The sequence below is a fragment of the Ignavibacteriales bacterium genome, assembly GCA_020635255.1.
Taxonomy (GTDB): domain Bacteria; phylum Bacteroidota; class Ignavibacteria; order Tepidaquicellales; family Tepidaquicellaceae; genus JAEYVS01.
Genome location: JACKAC010000001.1, coordinates 1 through 15,040 on the forward strand (window position 1 = coordinate 1; position 15,040 = coordinate 15,040).

Consider the following 15,040-nt stretch of genomic DNA (forward strand, 5'->3'; position numbering starts at 1 on the left):
ACATATGTAGATAATCTTTAGTTATCCTTTATTGAAATCAAATTATATTAATAATTATATTAATATCCTATGAAATTTGTATTGTATTAAAATTATTAAGTTTGAGGAGAGCTTAAGTAGCATATTATTGACCTAAATTAATGAAAATGATTGTATTTAATACTCTCTGAAAGTTTTATAACTTACATGTTCTTTGGAATCAAAACACGAAATATGCAAACAGTCGAGGAAGCAGTAAAAGGATTTTTACATCATTGCAAATACGAAAAACAATTAAGCGATAAAACATTAAAGGCATATGGTATAGATTTGAATCAGTTCAGTGAAATAGTGCAAACCAATAAAAGGTTTTATATGGAAGAGGTTTCGAAGCTACAGGTAAAAATCTTCCTTCAGAAATTAGGTGAAAGGCATAAGGTTAAAACGATCAAACGGAAAATTGCTTCAACCAAGGCTCTCTTTAATTTCTATGAATATGAAAATGATTCTTTTATAAATCCATTCAGGAAGATAAGAATTAAGATGAAAGAACCTTTCAAAATTCCATCAGTTCTAACTGTAGCTGAAGTCAGCACAATATTGAATCAAATGTACGAAAGTAAAAAGCAGCTCCTTAATTCAAGCAAGTACTCATATAAAGTTTGGGTTCGTGATATTGCCATACTTGAGCTTTTATTCGCAACGGGATTAAGGGTTTCCGAACTTTCCCATCTTCTTAATGATGATGTGGACTTGGTTCAGGGGCAAATTAAAGTGACGGGGAAAGGGAACAAAGAAAGGATCTTGCATTTTGGAATCAAAGAAACAGCCGAAATACTTCTAGAGTATAAAACCTTGTTTAGAGACGGAGCCGACGGAATCAAATATTTTTTCTTTAACAGGCAAAAGAAACGCTTAACAGAAGCATCTATCCGTACTATTGTTAAGAAACATTCGAGCATTATTGATCAAAAGGTAACTCCTCATACATACAGGCATACATTCGCAACAGTATTATTGGATGAAGGTGTAGATATAAAACACATTCAGCATTTACTTGGACATAGCTCCATACTTACGACACAGATATATACACATGTAAGCAGTAAAATGCAAAAGCAGATTATAATAGAAAAACACCCCAGAAATTATTTTTCCTTTAGGTCAACGGAAAATTAATATGACAACGAAATTTACTTTATCCTCTCATATATCCCCATGACATCTTCGACGGCTTTTTGCATGTCAGGGATCTTTATGTGTTCGTTATGCGTGTGGGCGGTGAAGATGCTTCCGGGTCCGTACATCATTGGTTTGCCGAGGTTAGGAAGCTCAGGCGCGTCTGAACCGTAAGACACCACTCCTGTTTCAAAGCCGTCAACAATGTGAAATTCGATCGGGCGGTCTCCGTAAGCGAACTCTATCTTTGTCCGATCGTCCGTTATCTCGTTGACCATCTTGACGAGTATATCGTGAGTGAGGAAGGTCGTTCGGAAAAATATTTTCATAGAGACGTAATCGGAGATTATATTGCGCGCGTTATCGGATGAGAGGCTGCCGATATTATAGGTAGTTTTTCCGAGGAGCGGGTCTTCGGGAAATTCCAGTTCGTTCATCCTGTTTACAAAGTCCACCATTCTTTGAATCGCGTTATCACCATGTTCGGGGTAGCCTGAGTGGAAGGCTTTGCCGAAGAACTGCGCTTCAGCGAGCATGTTACCCTTTTGCGCTTTAATTAGTTTATTTTCTGTGGGTTCGCCGACGATCACGTATTTACATCCTTGGATAACTTTATTTGCGGCTTGCGCGCCGTAAGATCCTACTTCCTCACCGGCTAGCATAAGGAGACCGAAATTAGTCTCGCCTTTTTCATGGAGCCTTTTGCAGACTTCAGCGAGATAGGCTATCTGTCCTTTGGCGTCACATGATCCGCGCCCGTAAATGGTATCGCCTTCTATCCGGGGCGGAATGTACGGGGGTACGGTATCGAAGTGAGAGCAGAATATAACTTCCGGTTTTCCCCATTTATAGTAGAGATTTACCATTCCATTGTCTATATCCTGAATTTCCAGCTCCGCACCATCGGGGGAGAAGTTATCTTTAATGTATTCAGCCACGGAATTTTCCATACCGGAAGTGGATTCCACGCCCATTATTTCGATAAGAAAGTCTATCATTTTAAGTAAATTATGAGATTTTTATGCTAAAATAGTTATTTTAATATTAATCATCAGTATAGAACCGGAAATCTTATCTACTTGAAAATATAAATTAATAAGGTTAATTTAGTTGTTTACCAAAAGATTTGGTTAATATTAAGATAAAATGAAGAATATCCATCCAAAATACTACAGATGTGAAGTAAAATGCAACTGTGGTGAGACATTCGTGACCAGGTCAACCGTACCGGAGATCAAGGTGGAAATCTGTTCAGCCTGCCACCCGTTCTTTACCGGCACCCAAAAGATAGTTGACACCGCCGGAAGAGTAGAGAAATTCAGGAAGAAATACGGCAAGGTTCAGTCTGCGAAAACAACCGAAGCATCATAGTTAAAAGCATATATCAGAACTTAAAAGCCATCTTCCCGAACAAGATGGCTTTTTTATTTACTCTATATTGCGTTTATTTCTTTATATGATAATACAATAAGGAGTCCTCAATGAAGGTAATAATTTTTGAAGACAGGGGTTACGAAGACCTGTATCCAATTACGTACCTGCGCCCCTCCTATGCTTTGAAGAGCGGAGCATTTACTATCTTTGAAACGATGGAGAGGGAGATGGGCGAGGGGTATGAGATACTTCTTCACTGCAGAAGCTATATGTCGGCTTATCTGAAGGAATGCTTTCCGGACAGGATAGTAAATAACATTCCTTCAGAGGACGTAATGTTCCTAAACGGAAGGTTCCTTATGAGCAAGGTTTTACTACCGGCATTTTCCGATGCATCAAAAAAAGATACGGTCTGGACACATAACGGCGACGTATTGTTTGCTTATGTCTCTGCCGGGAAAGTTGCTCCACTGAAGGAGAAAGCGGAGAGCCAGGGTGATAACGTACTTTCTTTAAAGGATTTCACGGATGCAGGGCTAAACAGCGAGGTTATTACAAAAGAGGATTTTTCGAACGATATTATCGAAATAAAATATCCGTGGGACATACGCAGGTATTTTTCTTATCTGCTGGAGAGGGACATAATGTACAGGGTCAGACTTAACCCAACACTGCTCCATGTATATGACGGTATGCAGATAATCTCACGTGAAGACATGATGAACATTAATTTCGGTAAAGCCGTTAACTTTTATCCAAACATCGTTCTCGACTGTAAAGCCGGCGGGATAGTCATAGATGACGAGACCGAGATAGAGCCTTACGTTTTCATTAAGGGACCTGTATTCATCGGTAAGAACTGTAAAATAAAATCCGGCACTAAAATATACGGACCCTGCTATATAGGAGATCATTCTAAGGTAGCGGGTGAAATCTCCGCAAGTATCTTTCATTCATACGTTAATAAGCAGCACGACGGGTTCATTGGTGATTCATACATCTGCCCGATGGTTAATCTCGGCGCCGATACGGTAACGAGTAATCTTAAAAATAATTATTCGAACATTAAGGTAAAGGTAAGGGGTGAGGAGATCGATACAGGGACACAATTCCTGGGAAGCGTTATAGGGGATCATTCGAAATTCGGTATAAATACGATGCTTAATACAGGAACGTCGGTCGGGATATTCGCGAATGTATTTGGAGGGGGGTTTCCTCCGAAGCAGATAGGGTCGTTTTCATGGAATGAGATCGGTAAAAAGCCGGAAAAGTATGATATAGAGAAAGCTCTCGAAACAGCCGAGCAGACAATGAGCAGGAGAAATCTCGAGGTTTCGAGCGCATACGAGTCGCTGGTCAGGAAATTATATGAAGAAACAGCAGTTTAGGGAGTGGCATTGGGAAAAAATAAGGTAATTTGGATTGAAAAAAGCAGTATAAATCCTTATTTTTAGAGTTCTTGTCTTTAATTTAAAGTTTTTTGAGGGGCGGTTAGCTCAGTTGGTTAGAGCGCTACGTTGACATCGTAGAGGTCATTGGTTCGACTCCATTACCGCCCACATTTATTCAATAATAAAAAAGATCCGGTCATGGGCAAATTAAGATTATCTTTACTTTTATTGTTTGCAGTGATTTTTTTCTCTGCAAATAACGGGTACTCACAGTCTGATAACTTTATCACTCAGTACGACCCATATATTATTTCGTTAAAACAATTTACGTTTTACTATCCGGTCGATGAAGATCCGCTTAATGCAACATCTAACATGATTATCGTCATACAGGGTAATATAGGAACACAGAAGAACGCCTTCATAAAGTTCCTAACCGCCGATCAACTTTCATTCGTGAGCGCGAGGGAATTTGAAGACGGTTATATACAGGAAGTCGGTGTACTAGATAAGCAGGGGGCACTTATCCCTCCGTTAAAGGACATACAGGGGAAGAATTTTCTCGAACTGACCATAAGCGGTTACGCAGACCTGACCCAAAGTGATTTTGATAAGATAAAAAGCATTGCAGGGGCAGGATTATTAGCGGTTTCAACTTCACTTCGGGATCCATTTCTTGGAATTTATAAAAACTATCCCCAACCTTCTGAAGTTCTAAAGCCTACCGACGAAAGGTGGGCTGAAGCAGAAGCATTCCTGGCAGGTATGGGAACAAGGAAGAAAGTGAATCTCGGTTCTGTTACACTGAGCATCCCTATGGTTACCGATGTTAAGAATATTTCGGGAGGGGATAACCTTGTTGCAGGTGATAAGACAGTCTCCGAAGAGAAGGGCAGGACTATTGCAATTGTTAATTTCAGAGAACTTGATGATGAGCGCATTGTTGCCGACCAGGAATATTCAACGGAACTATACCAGATGTTTCTAAAGCATGCCGGTACACCGTCCAATCAATCAGCTCTTACAGGGGATATGATAGAGCTGACAGATTTCAAAGCTGAAGGATTCAAGGATAAGAACGATGTTTATATCAATCCAGAAGCAAAGAAACAGCTGGGATACATTCTTGAGGTATTAATAGCGGCAGTACCGATAAAGAATGACACCGTTGAAACAACCACTGCAACTCTGCCTCTTGAATTGCAGATAGCGCTGGATTATTTCCGCACGAATATGACACAGGAAGAAACGAGATTTAATAAGTATATATTTGAAAGGTATATAGCTGATGAATCAAGTAAAGCAAAGCTGAAAAGGGAGATAGACAGGATCAGGAAGTATTACAATTACATGAACTAATTAGAGACATTACTTGGCAGATAAAATTAAAATAACGTTTCCGGACGGGAACAGTAAAGAGTACGATAAAGGCGTAAGCTCGTTCGATATAGCTAAGTCAATCAGCAACGGGCTGGCTAACGATGTGCTTGTGGCTGAGGTTAACGGGAAAATGACAGACCTCAGCGCTCCTTTGGATGAGGACTCTGCGGTCGTATTCCATAAATTCGACTCGCCGAAGGGCAGGGAAGTTTACTGGCATACTACGTCTCACCTTATGGCTCAAGCAATAGAGGAGCTATTCCCGGGGGCGAAGTTTGGTGTAGGACCTCCCATAGAGGGCGGATTTTATTATGATATAGATTCTGAGCATAAGTTCACAGAAGATGATCTGAATAAGATCGCAGAAAGGATGAAGGAGATAGCCGCGAGGGATCTTCACCCGGTGAGGGAAGAACTGCCAAGACAGGATGCAATAGAGTATTTTAAGACTAAGAGAAATGATCCGTACAAAGTAGAGATACTCGAGACTATTGCAAAGGATGAAGATGTTGTTTCGCTTTATCACCAGGGAGAATTCACTGACCTATGCAGGGGACCGCATCTGCCTACTACGGATAAAATAAAAGCGGTCAAGCTGATGTCGGTGTCGGGTTCTTACTGGCGCGGTGATGAGAATAGGCAGATGCTTCAGCGTATCTACGGTATTTCATTTCCGAAAGAAAAGGAACTGCAGGCATATATCGATAAGATCGAAGAAGCAAAGAAGCGTGATAACAGGAAACTCGGGCATGAGCTGGAGCTGTTTATGATATCGCCGAATGTCGGAGGCGGGCTCCCTATATGGCTGCCAAAAGGCGCGGTGCTGAGAATGCAATTGGAAGATTTCCTTAAAGCGGAACAGCAGAAGCGAGGTTATTCACCGGTCTATACACCTCATATAGCTAAGATAGATCTTTATAAAACGTCGGGGCATTATCCTTATTACAAGGATTCGCAGTATCCTCCGTTGCAGTTCGAAGATGAGACGGGGAAAAAGGAAGAGTACCTACTAAAGCCGATGAACTGCCCGCACCATCACCAGATATATTCTCATAAGCCAAGAAGCTACAGGGACCTTCCCGTAAGGCTGGCTGAGTTTGGAACGGTATACAGATACGAGCAGTCGGGTGAGCTTAACGGACTGATACGAGTTAGAGGGTTTACTGTAGACGATTCCCATATATACTGTACACAGGAGCAATTGATGGACGAGCTGTGTGATGTGATAGAGCTTACGACATTCGTTTTTTCAACATTAGGGTTTAAAGATTTTAAGACTAGGCTTTCGTTCAGGGATCCAGAGAACAAAGATAAGTACGGCGGTACAGACGAGATGTGGGAACAAGCAGAAAAGGACGTAAAGGAAGCCGCCGACAAAATGGGTCTGAATTATTTCATCGGTATCGGCGAAGCGAGCTTTTACGGACCGAAGCTGGATTTTATTGTGCAGGATGCATTAGGCAGACCATGGCAATTAGGTACAGCACAGGTCGATTACGTGATGCCGGAGAGGTTCGATCTTACGTATGTAGGAAGTGATGGGCAGAAGCACCGCCCGATAATTATTCACCGCGCGCCATTCGGTTCAATGGAGAGATTTATCGGTGTGCTGATTGAGAATTACGCGGGTAATTTCCCTGTGTGGCTCGCGCCTGTTCAGGTACAGGTTATTCCTGTTTCCGAAAATTCTAATGATTACGCTGAGGAAGTTTACGCTACATTAAAGGCGGACAAGATACGAGCTGAGATAGACCTTAAAGGAGAAAAAATAGGATATAAGATACGTGAAGCCGAAAGCATGAAAATTCCGTATATGCTCATAGTTGGGGACAAAGAAAAGGAAAACAGGACGGTTTCTGTGAGAAAACACAAAGAAGGCGATATAGGCGTTATGGCATTGAATGAGTTTATGGAAAAGGTTAATTTAGAAATTTCCAAAAAATCAGCGTAAACAGCTGGTATATAAAGTATTATTTATTAATTAATTAAAAATAACTTATTAAAGATAACAGAAGAGATCCGCGAAGAAGAGCACCACGTGAGAGGGTGAATGAATATATTCGGGCTAATGAAGTCAGAGTAATCGATGAAGAAGGTAATGCGCTTGGAATCATGGCTCCGCAGGAGGCGTTAAGGATCGCACAGGCGAGAGGATACGATCTTGTAGAGATCTCGCCAAATGCAAAACCGCCTGTATGTAAGATAATAGATTACGGAAAATTCAATTACGAGAGACAGAAGAAAGAGAAGCAGGCAAAGAAGAATCAATCAGTAATGCATGTAAAGGAAATTCGTTTTAATCCTAATACAGATGAACACGACGTAGATTTTAAGACGAAGCATTTGAGAGAGTTTTTGATGGAGGGACACAAAGTAAAAGCAACGGTAATGTTTCGGGGAAGAATGATAACACATCCGGAGATAGGGCGCGAGCTAATGGATAATGTTCTTTCAAAGCTGGAAGATATTGGGAAGCTGGAAGCACCTCCTAAAATGGAAGGTAAACAGCTGATCGCTTATCTAACTCCGGACAGAGGAAAGATAAAATCTATGCAGGACAGAATGGAGAAAGAGAAAAAGATGGAAGAGAAACTCCGCCAGAGAAATGACGAGGGGGAAGAAGATGGAAAAGCAGAAGAAGATAAAACCGGAGATAAACAAGAAGATCAATAATTAACAAGGATATATAAAAATGCCAAAAATGAAATCAAACCGCGGCGCATCAAAGAGATTCAAGGTGACCGCAAACGGCAAGGTGAAAAGGCACAAAGCCTACGCCAACCACATCCTTACCAAAAAGTCGCCGGGCAGAAAGAGAAAACTGCGCGCTGCTGCGATGGTAACGGAAGCGGATGCAAACAGAGTTAAGAGGATGCTCTTAGCCGAGTAGTACCAATCTATTTTTTTAACAAGAAGAGGTTCACAAATTCCTCATAATATATTTCGGGGATGCCTCAATTTTAAAAACGAAAGGAAGTAAAATTAATGCCACGTTCACGAAACAAAGTCGCTTCACACAGAAGAAGGAAGCGCATTCTAAAATCAGCCAAAGGATACTGGGGTGCCAGGAGTAAAGTTTACACGGTTGCCAAGAACGCAGTAGAGAAAGGCTTAACCCACGCTTACAAAGACAGAAAGCAGAAAAAGAGAGAATACAGGAAACTGTGGATCACCAGGATCAATGCCGCAGCAAGAATGAATGGTATGTCCTATTCGCAGCTGATAGGCGCTCTCAGAAAGAAAAACATAGATATTAACAGGAAGACCCTGGCAGATCTGGCTTACGACAATATGGATGCATTCAATGAGATCGCGAAGTTTGCCAAGAGCTGATAGACCCGCCGGGTTTTATTGCTGAAATTATAAGGCGGGATAACTATACCCGCCTTTTTTATTTACAAATATTTACCGTCCGCGACAGGCTAATATGATAGACAAAATAGAAAAGTTAAAAGAAGAGATACAAAATTGTAACGGCAGTATTAATGATGCCGGTGCGCTTGAAGATTTTCGTCTGAAATATCTCAGCAGGCACGGGCAGATCAGCATTTTATTCGAGGACTTTAAAAGCGTTGATAAAGAGAATAAGGGCAAGGTGGGTAAGGCTCTCAACGAGCTGAAGAACCTGGCTCAGGGCATTTATGATGAAAAGAAAGCATCATTGGACAGCGGAAGCGCTGGAGAGAGTGGTATAGATATTACACTCCCCGGAAGAACCTTCAATGTTGGGACGAAACACCTCGTAACGCAGGCTCTCGAAGAAATAACTTCCATATTCGCGAAGATAGGATTTACAGTATATGACGGGCTGGAACTAGAGGATGAGTACCATAACTTCGATGCTTTAAACACGCCAGAATACCATCCGTCGCGTGACATGCAGGACACATTTTATCTGAAAAATCCAACCGGTGACGACAAGAGATATGTATTGAGGACGCACACCTCCCCGGGACAGATCAGGGTAATGGAAGAGAATAAGCCCCCTGTTAGAGTGATAGTTCCGGGCAGATGTTTCCGCAACGAAGCAATAAGTGCAAGAAGCCTGGAAATGTTTAACCAGGTGGAAGGGCTGTACGTAGATAAGAATGTGACTTTGAGCGAGCTAAAAGCCACGCTTCAGTATTTCGTTCGGGAATTTTACGGTAAGGACCTGAAAACGAGATTCCGTCCGAGCTATTTTCCATTCACGGAGCCATCTGCTGAGATGGACGTGGAGTGCTATCTATGCGAAGGAAAGGGATGCAGAGTATGTAAGTACACGGGATGGTTGGAGATACTTGGATGCGGTATGGTAGACCCGGAGGTGTTTAAACACGTCGGGTATGACCCGGAGGTTTATACCGGGTATGCGTTTGGCATGGGTATAGAGAGAACGCTTATGGTAAGGCACGGAATCCCTGACATTAGAATGTTTTATGAAAACGACATAAGATTTTTAAAACAATTTAAATAATTTTAAATTAACCAAGGAGAATCCAAAATGCTAAAGGGATCTTTAGTAACTCTCGCGCTGGTACTATTCACATGCATGGTGCTGATTGCATGCGGTGACAAAAAGAACGAGACTTCAGGCACCACCAACAAAACAGATCAAACAACAACAACAAGTAATACTACTCAAACCAAAACCGATGGTACAATGACTGACACAACCAAAAAGGAAGAAGCAACCGACAAGAAGAGCGGTTCAGAAAGCGACATCGTAGTCGTAGAAACAAACATGGGTACATTTAAAATAAAGCTATTCTCAGAAAAGGCTCCGATCACCACATCGAACTTCCGTGACCTGGTAGAGAAAGGATTTTATAATGGAATTACATTCCACAGGGTAATAGACGGATTTATGATTCAGGGCGGAGATCCGACAGGAACAGGTACAGGCGGATCAGACAAGACTATCCCGGACGAATTCGATAAGAGCTTAAGGCATAATAAAGCAGGTATTCTCTCAATGGCTAACAGAGGACCAAACACCGGAACATCTCAGTTTTTCATTACGCTTGCTCCTCAACCGCATCTCGATGACAAGCACGCAGTATTTGGGGAAGTGACAGAGGGAATGGATGTAATTAAGGCGATTGGAAAGGTAGAAACAGGTCCCGGAGACAAACCTGTAACGCCGGTTGTTATGGAAAAAGTCTATATGGAAGAATAATCCAAAGTTAGATGCTTAATTCTAAAAGGGCAGCCTCGGCTGCCTTTTTTATTGCAATAAAAAAACCCCGCAATCAAAGAATGCGGGGTTTGGCAAAACCTATTAATATGCTACTGTATCGGGACTGTTTGTAAGAATTGGTTTATCCCTGCAGTATTTATTTTTACGTCGACTGTAACCCTAAATGGAAATAACCCGCCTGCATCGGAAGTACTCTTAAGATAGAGCATACCGTAAACAGGTTTGCTTGTAATTCCACTGGTATACTTACCTTCAAGGTAGAATGCATATACCCTGTGGGATGTGAGTGGATAGTTGAAATATTCAGATCCGGGGTATTTAGTTGTTTGGTTAGCAAAATCCAAAGCAGTTAATGTGTCAGCATTTCCAGTCGATTTCCAGATCCTGGAAAGTGTATCCCATTGAGCTTCAGTGATATCTTCCCATTCAATAAACTGACCAAAGAGAGTCTTTTTACCTTGGGCGATATTATCGAGTGATTGATCACCAGATCTCCAGAAAAAATCAAATCCTGAACCATTTGGATTTAAGCCGTCGCTTACTAAAGCGACATCTTTATTTGTAGATGCAGAACTATCAACTAGTCCTAAGAGCAAGTTTAAAGCGGAAGGTGAAGCTCCTCCGAAACTTCCATTATTAGGGTCTACTTCCTGGACTACAAGATTGCTAAATACCATAACATTCGGATCATTTTGTGTACCGCCCGATGTACCTGAATCTTCGCAGTCGCCACCTGTTAAAGTGATTCCTGCAATAATCGCTATAATTAATGTTAAATAGATCTTTTTCATTTTATACGTTTGATTAATAAAGAATCTTATGTTTAATGAATTGCTCGATGAGTTTGTTCCACTCTCAGAATGGTAAAATTAGCCAAATACCCTGAAAAATAAAATGTTAAAGATGATCATCGGCTTGTAAAACATTGATTTAATAATGTTTAAAAACATGCTTTATGTCTACTTTACAACACCAACAGTCAGCCCGTCGCCAATTGGGACAAGAAGTGACTCTATCCGAGGATCGGTTCCCATGAGGTCGTTAGTAACCTGTATACCGCGAAGGTCGGGGTCACCGGAGGCGTCTTCTATCACTCTTCCGTCCTTAATCATATTATCGAATGCAATCACAGTGCCTGTATTGGATAGCTGTAATGCAAACTCGAAATATTTAGGATAGCTTATTTTGTCAGCGTCGATAAAGATGAAGTCGAATTTTTTCCCGTCAGCAACAAGATTTTCCATAACGGATACAGCATCGCCCACAATCCTTTCGACTTTATCCCCAAGTCCTGCTTTTTTGAAATAGACTCCGGCAAGCGCAGAATTTTTTTCTTCTATATCTACGGTCGTAAGTTTGCCCCCGTCTTCAAGACCGCGGGCAATATACATTCCACTGAATCCTGTCAGTGTGCCAATCTCCAGAGCATTTTTAGCACGTGCCATTCTGCAGAGGAGATACATAAACTTCCCCTGTTCGGGAGCAACCTGTATCAGCGGAATTTCTGCTTTCTCGGTTTCCACAATCAATTCATCAAGCAGCGGATCTTTTTCGACAAAGGTATCGAGAATATAGTTATATAGTTCCTTATTCAAAGGAACACTTTTCATTTCTTTCATAAGAATCTAGTTGTTTTCTGGTTTTGATCGCCTCTTTGCCTTTCTTGTAAGGAATACCACAAGTCCTATAAACAGCCCGTATACCATTCCAATAAGAACGGATGCAATTATAATAAAGAACTCAGGTGCCAGGTTCTCGGGCATTTCACTAAGCCTTTCGAGCACGTTAGGATTATTCAGAAGGTACTTTTCCCAAAAAATGGCGGTGACGAGTCCATTAAACAGTGAGTCCAGGAATCCAACTAAAAAACCCTGTGTAACAAGAAGCCGTTCGGAAGTTTTTTCTATAACAAGTGCCGATATCAGGGCTATTACCAGCCATAGGATCCACTCCAGCCCGCTGGTAACTCCGAACACATTTAAAACTCCCATCAATATCCCAAAAAGGGAGAGTGGGAGAACAGATTTCCAATTCATGATATATATTTAAATTAATTGAATATTTGTTTTAGATGGTGCTCCATGTGATCAACGTAATCAGTAATCAGCCATTCAGTATCAAAGATCTCACCTGCGATGTCCCATTTAACGGAAAGTTTATCCTCAGGGTAACGGGATAAAATGTGAAGAATGTGTGTATTATAAGCCTTCCATAATGCGACGATGTCCGCAGTACTTTCATCAGCATATTTTTGATTTATTACCCAATCATCCTGCGCATATTTAATAAGTTTAAGGGGCTCACCTTCGAAGAGGGGTCTTACGAATCGTGAATGATTATTACAAGCGGAGTCGATCAGATGTCCAAGTATCTCTTTTTTTGACCATTTACCGGGAGCCGGTTTTGTACTCACAGTCTGCTCGTCGAACTCAGAGAATTTGACCGGAACATCATTAATATGCTTTCTAAGTCTTTCTAAAGCGTCGGAAATCATAATATTTGGGCGATTTTTTTAAGTAATATTGAAGTTACCAAAGGAAATAATCAGGTGAAATCTAAAATTCAGGGTAGAAAACTCTTTTAATGCTCTTGGCTTTGCCAGTCTCAGTAAATATTTCGCAAACTACTCCGGCAAATCGGAGGTCTCCGTCAGCGACAATATGTTTTTGCGGAGTACCGTACTTGAACCTCTTAATTGACTGTTCTTTTTTCATTCCGATGACAGAGTCATACGCTCCTGTCATGCCTACGTCGGAAATATAAGCTGTACCTTCGGGAAGTACTCTGTTATCGGCAGTAGGAATATGGGTATGTGTACCAACCACCACACTGGCTTTACCGTCGGCGTACCATCCGAAAGCCATTTTCTCGGCGGTAGCTTCTGCATGGAAGTCAATGAAAAGGATGTTTGTCTCTTCTTTTATTTTTTCATAAGCCCAGTCGAATGCTTTGAAGGGACACTCCAGCGGTTTCATTAATGCTCTTCCGAGCAGATTTAATACACCAATTTTAATTCCCGAATCGGGTATTGTGTATATGCCATATCCCCTTCCGTAAACTCCTTTCGGGTAATTTAGCGGACGCAGGACGTTGGTGGCATCATTAAAATACTTATGGGCCTGAATCTTGTCCATTGTATGATTCCCGCCTGAAAGGACATCGATACCGAGAGCGAGAAGGTTTTTAGCATCTTTCTCGAGCGTACCCATACCTTCGGTAATATTTTCTGCGTTAGCTATTACAAAGTCCGTTTTGTATTTGGTCTTAAAGCTGGGGAGGAGAGATTTGGTAAGATTATACCCGGGTTCCCCGATAATATCGCCGATGAATAAAACGTTAATAGTTTCTTTCAAAGAGAAAAGAGATTATTGATAAAATTCGAATTTGAGATTAAAAATATTCATCAACGTCCAACCCGCGCCACTCGCAGTAGAGTTTTAGATCCGACTGCAATGATTTAAAAATGGCGGCAAGCGCTACGGCATCATCGGTGAGTCCCAGTATAGGGATAAAATCAGGCATCAGGTCCAATGGATTAAGAAAATATAAAATACCAATACTGATAAGCCCTATACTTCTCCACGGTATTTCAGTATACCGCTTGGCTTTATAATCTTTTATCATCTGGAGGGCAAGTCTGACCTGCATATACAGTTTTTCAAAGTGATTCCTGTTAAGCTTTTTGGTCTTTTGCTCGATCTCCTTTTCATGGACGATAACTTCGTCGATCTTTTCCGGGGTTACCTCTTTACTTTCCTGCTCAATCTTTTCTATAATTTCTTCTTCGGTGACCTCAATATTATGCTTATTCATATAACCATCGTGTTTTGTCTAATATATAGTAAATTAGTATTTTATTCAATCCGATACAGACTAAATCTCCATAGATATGATCCTATATCCATATTCTCTAAACAAAATTTCTTTGTTTAGGATGCCCTCTATTTCGACAGAAATAGGGAATATCTCAGCCAGCGGACAATTTGGGAACCAGCGACGTTCCTCCGGAACGATAATGAAGAGTCCTTTATCATCCCCAGTCGCTGTGAAGGTTTTCAAATCACCCGTGAAGAGAGGCAATGAAAGTTCGTTATATAATTTATCGTAGAACTCTTTAACATTTTGGACGGGCATGCCGATCTCGCTGACGGAGCAGATGCTTCTACCGGAAAATTTTTCATTCGAAGCATTATCCAGTCCGTGTCTCGCAATAAACTCGATTATATTCCCAACCGGATCATAAAAATAGATGGAGTGAGCATTCCAAGCTTTGAAGTCAAAGATACTTTGACCGTCGAGTGTAATGAGGTTTGCCTTTCCTTTGAGCCACTCGATTGAATCGTCAAGCTGATTTTCGGGTATATTAAAAGCAAAATGATAAAACGCTTCGGAAGATGCAGTGTCATTCTCAAATGTAAGCAAGGTACTGCCTGCTTTTACAGAGAAAGCATTAGTATCTGAGTGAGTAATCTCCATTTCCAGTACGATCGAATAAAAATCGTAGAGTTTGGTGAGGTCATCTGTTTTAAGTGTTATACTTTGTATATTCATAAATTAA

Annotated in this window: 18 protein-coding genes and 1 tRNA gene; 11 read left to right on the plus strand and 8 right to left on the minus strand. The window is 41.1% G+C overall.

Annotated elements, in window-relative coordinates; translation table 11 throughout:
• The first annotated feature begins 186 nt into the window (after positions 1-186).
• Positions 187-1,158, plus strand: a complete 972-nt coding sequence (locus H6614_00005; protein ID MCB9242036.1) for a tyrosine-type recombinase/integrase — start codon at positions 187-189, stop codon at positions 1,156-1,158.
• 14 nt (positions 1,159-1,172) lie between these two features.
• Here H6614_00005 and H6614_00010 read toward each other — a convergent pair whose 3' ends face one another.
• Entirely contained in the window at positions 1,173-2,156 is a 984-nt protein-coding gene (locus H6614_00010) for a M20/M25/M40 family metallo-hydrolase (GenBank protein MCB9242037.1), read from the minus strand.
• 148 nt (positions 2,157-2,304) lie between these two features.
• Here H6614_00010 and rpmE point away from each other — a divergent pair, with 148 nt between their 5' ends.
• The 10 genes from rpmE (at position 2,305) to H6614_00060 (ending at position 10,461) form a co-directional block, all read left to right on the plus strand.
• Positions 2,305-2,529, plus strand: a complete 225-nt coding sequence (rpmE, locus tag H6614_00015) for a 50S ribosomal protein L31 (protein ID MCB9242038.1) — start codon at positions 2,305-2,307, stop codon at positions 2,527-2,529.
• Between the two features lie 110 nt (positions 2,530-2,639).
• Positions 2,640-3,920: a hypothetical protein gene (locus tag H6614_00020; protein MCB9242039.1), complete on the plus strand. Its 1,281-nt coding sequence runs from the start codon at positions 2,640-2,642 to the stop codon at positions 3,918-3,920.
• Positions 3,921-4,017: 97 nt separating this feature from the next.
• A tRNA-Val gene (locus H6614_00025) sits at positions 4,018-4,091 on the plus strand.
• Positions 4,092-4,121: 30 nt separating this feature from the next.
• Complete coding sequence (locus H6614_00030; GenBank protein MCB9242040.1) at positions 4,122-5,282, plus strand: hypothetical protein; 1,161 nt, start codon at positions 4,122-4,124, stop codon at positions 5,280-5,282.
• Positions 5,283-5,295: 13 nt separating this feature from the next.
• On the plus strand, positions 5,296-7,254 hold the full coding sequence (gene thrS, locus H6614_00035) for a threonine--tRNA ligase (protein ID MCB9242041.1): 1,959 nt from the start codon (positions 5,296-5,298) through the stop codon (positions 7,252-7,254).
• A 95-nt stretch (positions 7,255-7,349) separates the two neighbouring features.
• Positions 7,350-7,976, plus strand: a complete 627-nt coding sequence (locus H6614_00040; protein MCB9242042.1) for a translation initiation factor IF-3 — start codon at positions 7,350-7,352, stop codon at positions 7,974-7,976.
• A 19-nt stretch (positions 7,977-7,995) separates the two neighbouring features.
• Positions 7,996-8,193: a 50S ribosomal protein L35 gene (rpmI, locus tag H6614_00045; GenBank protein ID MCB9242043.1), complete on the plus strand. Its 198-nt coding sequence runs from the start codon at positions 7,996-7,998 to the stop codon at positions 8,191-8,193.
• A 95-nt stretch (positions 8,194-8,288) separates the two neighbouring features.
• Positions 8,289-8,636 (plus strand): 50S ribosomal protein L20, encoded by a 348-nt coding sequence (gene rplT, locus H6614_00050; GenBank protein MCB9242044.1) that lies wholly within the window; start codon positions 8,289-8,291, stop codon positions 8,634-8,636.
• A 94-nt stretch (positions 8,637-8,730) separates the two neighbouring features.
• The gene (gene pheS, locus H6614_00055; protein MCB9242045.1) at positions 8,731-9,759 is read left to right on the plus strand and encodes a phenylalanine--tRNA ligase subunit alpha; all 1,029 of its coding nucleotides are present in this window, start codon (positions 8,731-8,733) and stop codon (positions 9,757-9,759) included.
• A gap of 27 nt (positions 9,760-9,786) precedes the next feature.
• Positions 9,787-10,461, plus strand: a complete 675-nt coding sequence (locus H6614_00060) for a peptidylprolyl isomerase (GenBank protein MCB9242046.1) — start codon at positions 9,787-9,789, stop codon at positions 10,459-10,461.
• A gap of 110 nt (positions 10,462-10,571) precedes the next feature.
• Here H6614_00060 and H6614_00065 read toward each other — a convergent pair whose 3' ends face one another.
• From H6614_00065 to H6614_00095, 7 genes are all read right to left on the minus strand, one after another.
• Positions 10,572-11,273, minus strand: coding sequence for a hypothetical protein (locus H6614_00065; GenBank protein MCB9242047.1), 702 nt, complete (start codon positions 11,271-11,273; stop codon positions 10,572-10,574).
• Between the two features lie 168 nt (positions 11,274-11,441).
• Positions 11,442-12,101: an O-methyltransferase gene (locus tag H6614_00070; GenBank protein ID MCB9242048.1), complete on the minus strand. Its 660-nt coding sequence runs from the start codon at positions 12,099-12,101 to the stop codon at positions 11,442-11,444.
• Between the two features lie 6 nt (positions 12,102-12,107).
• Entirely contained in the window at positions 12,108-12,518 is a 411-nt protein-coding gene (locus H6614_00075) for a hypothetical protein (GenBank protein ID MCB9242049.1), read from the minus strand.
• A gap of 14 nt (positions 12,519-12,532) precedes the next feature.
• Entirely contained in the window at positions 12,533-12,976 is a 444-nt protein-coding gene (locus H6614_00080) for a DinB family protein (GenBank protein MCB9242050.1), read from the minus strand.
• 61 nt (positions 12,977-13,037) lie between these two features.
• The gene (locus tag H6614_00085) at positions 13,038-13,835 is read right to left on the minus strand and encodes a TIGR00282 family metallophosphoesterase (protein MCB9242051.1); all 798 of its coding nucleotides are present in this window, start codon (positions 13,833-13,835) and stop codon (positions 13,038-13,040) included.
• 37 nt (positions 13,836-13,872) lie between these two features.
• Positions 13,873-14,295 carry a DUF1232 domain-containing protein gene (locus H6614_00090; GenBank protein MCB9242052.1) on the minus strand — a complete coding sequence of 141 codons (423 nt, stop codon included), beginning with the start codon at positions 14,293-14,295 and terminating at the stop codon, positions 13,873-13,875.
• A gap of 60 nt (positions 14,296-14,355) precedes the next feature.
• Positions 14,356-15,033 carry a hypothetical protein gene (locus tag H6614_00095; protein MCB9242053.1) on the minus strand — a complete coding sequence of 226 codons (678 nt, stop codon included), beginning with the start codon at positions 15,031-15,033 and terminating at the stop codon, positions 14,356-14,358.
• Between the last annotated feature and the right edge of the window lie 7 nt (positions 15,034-15,040).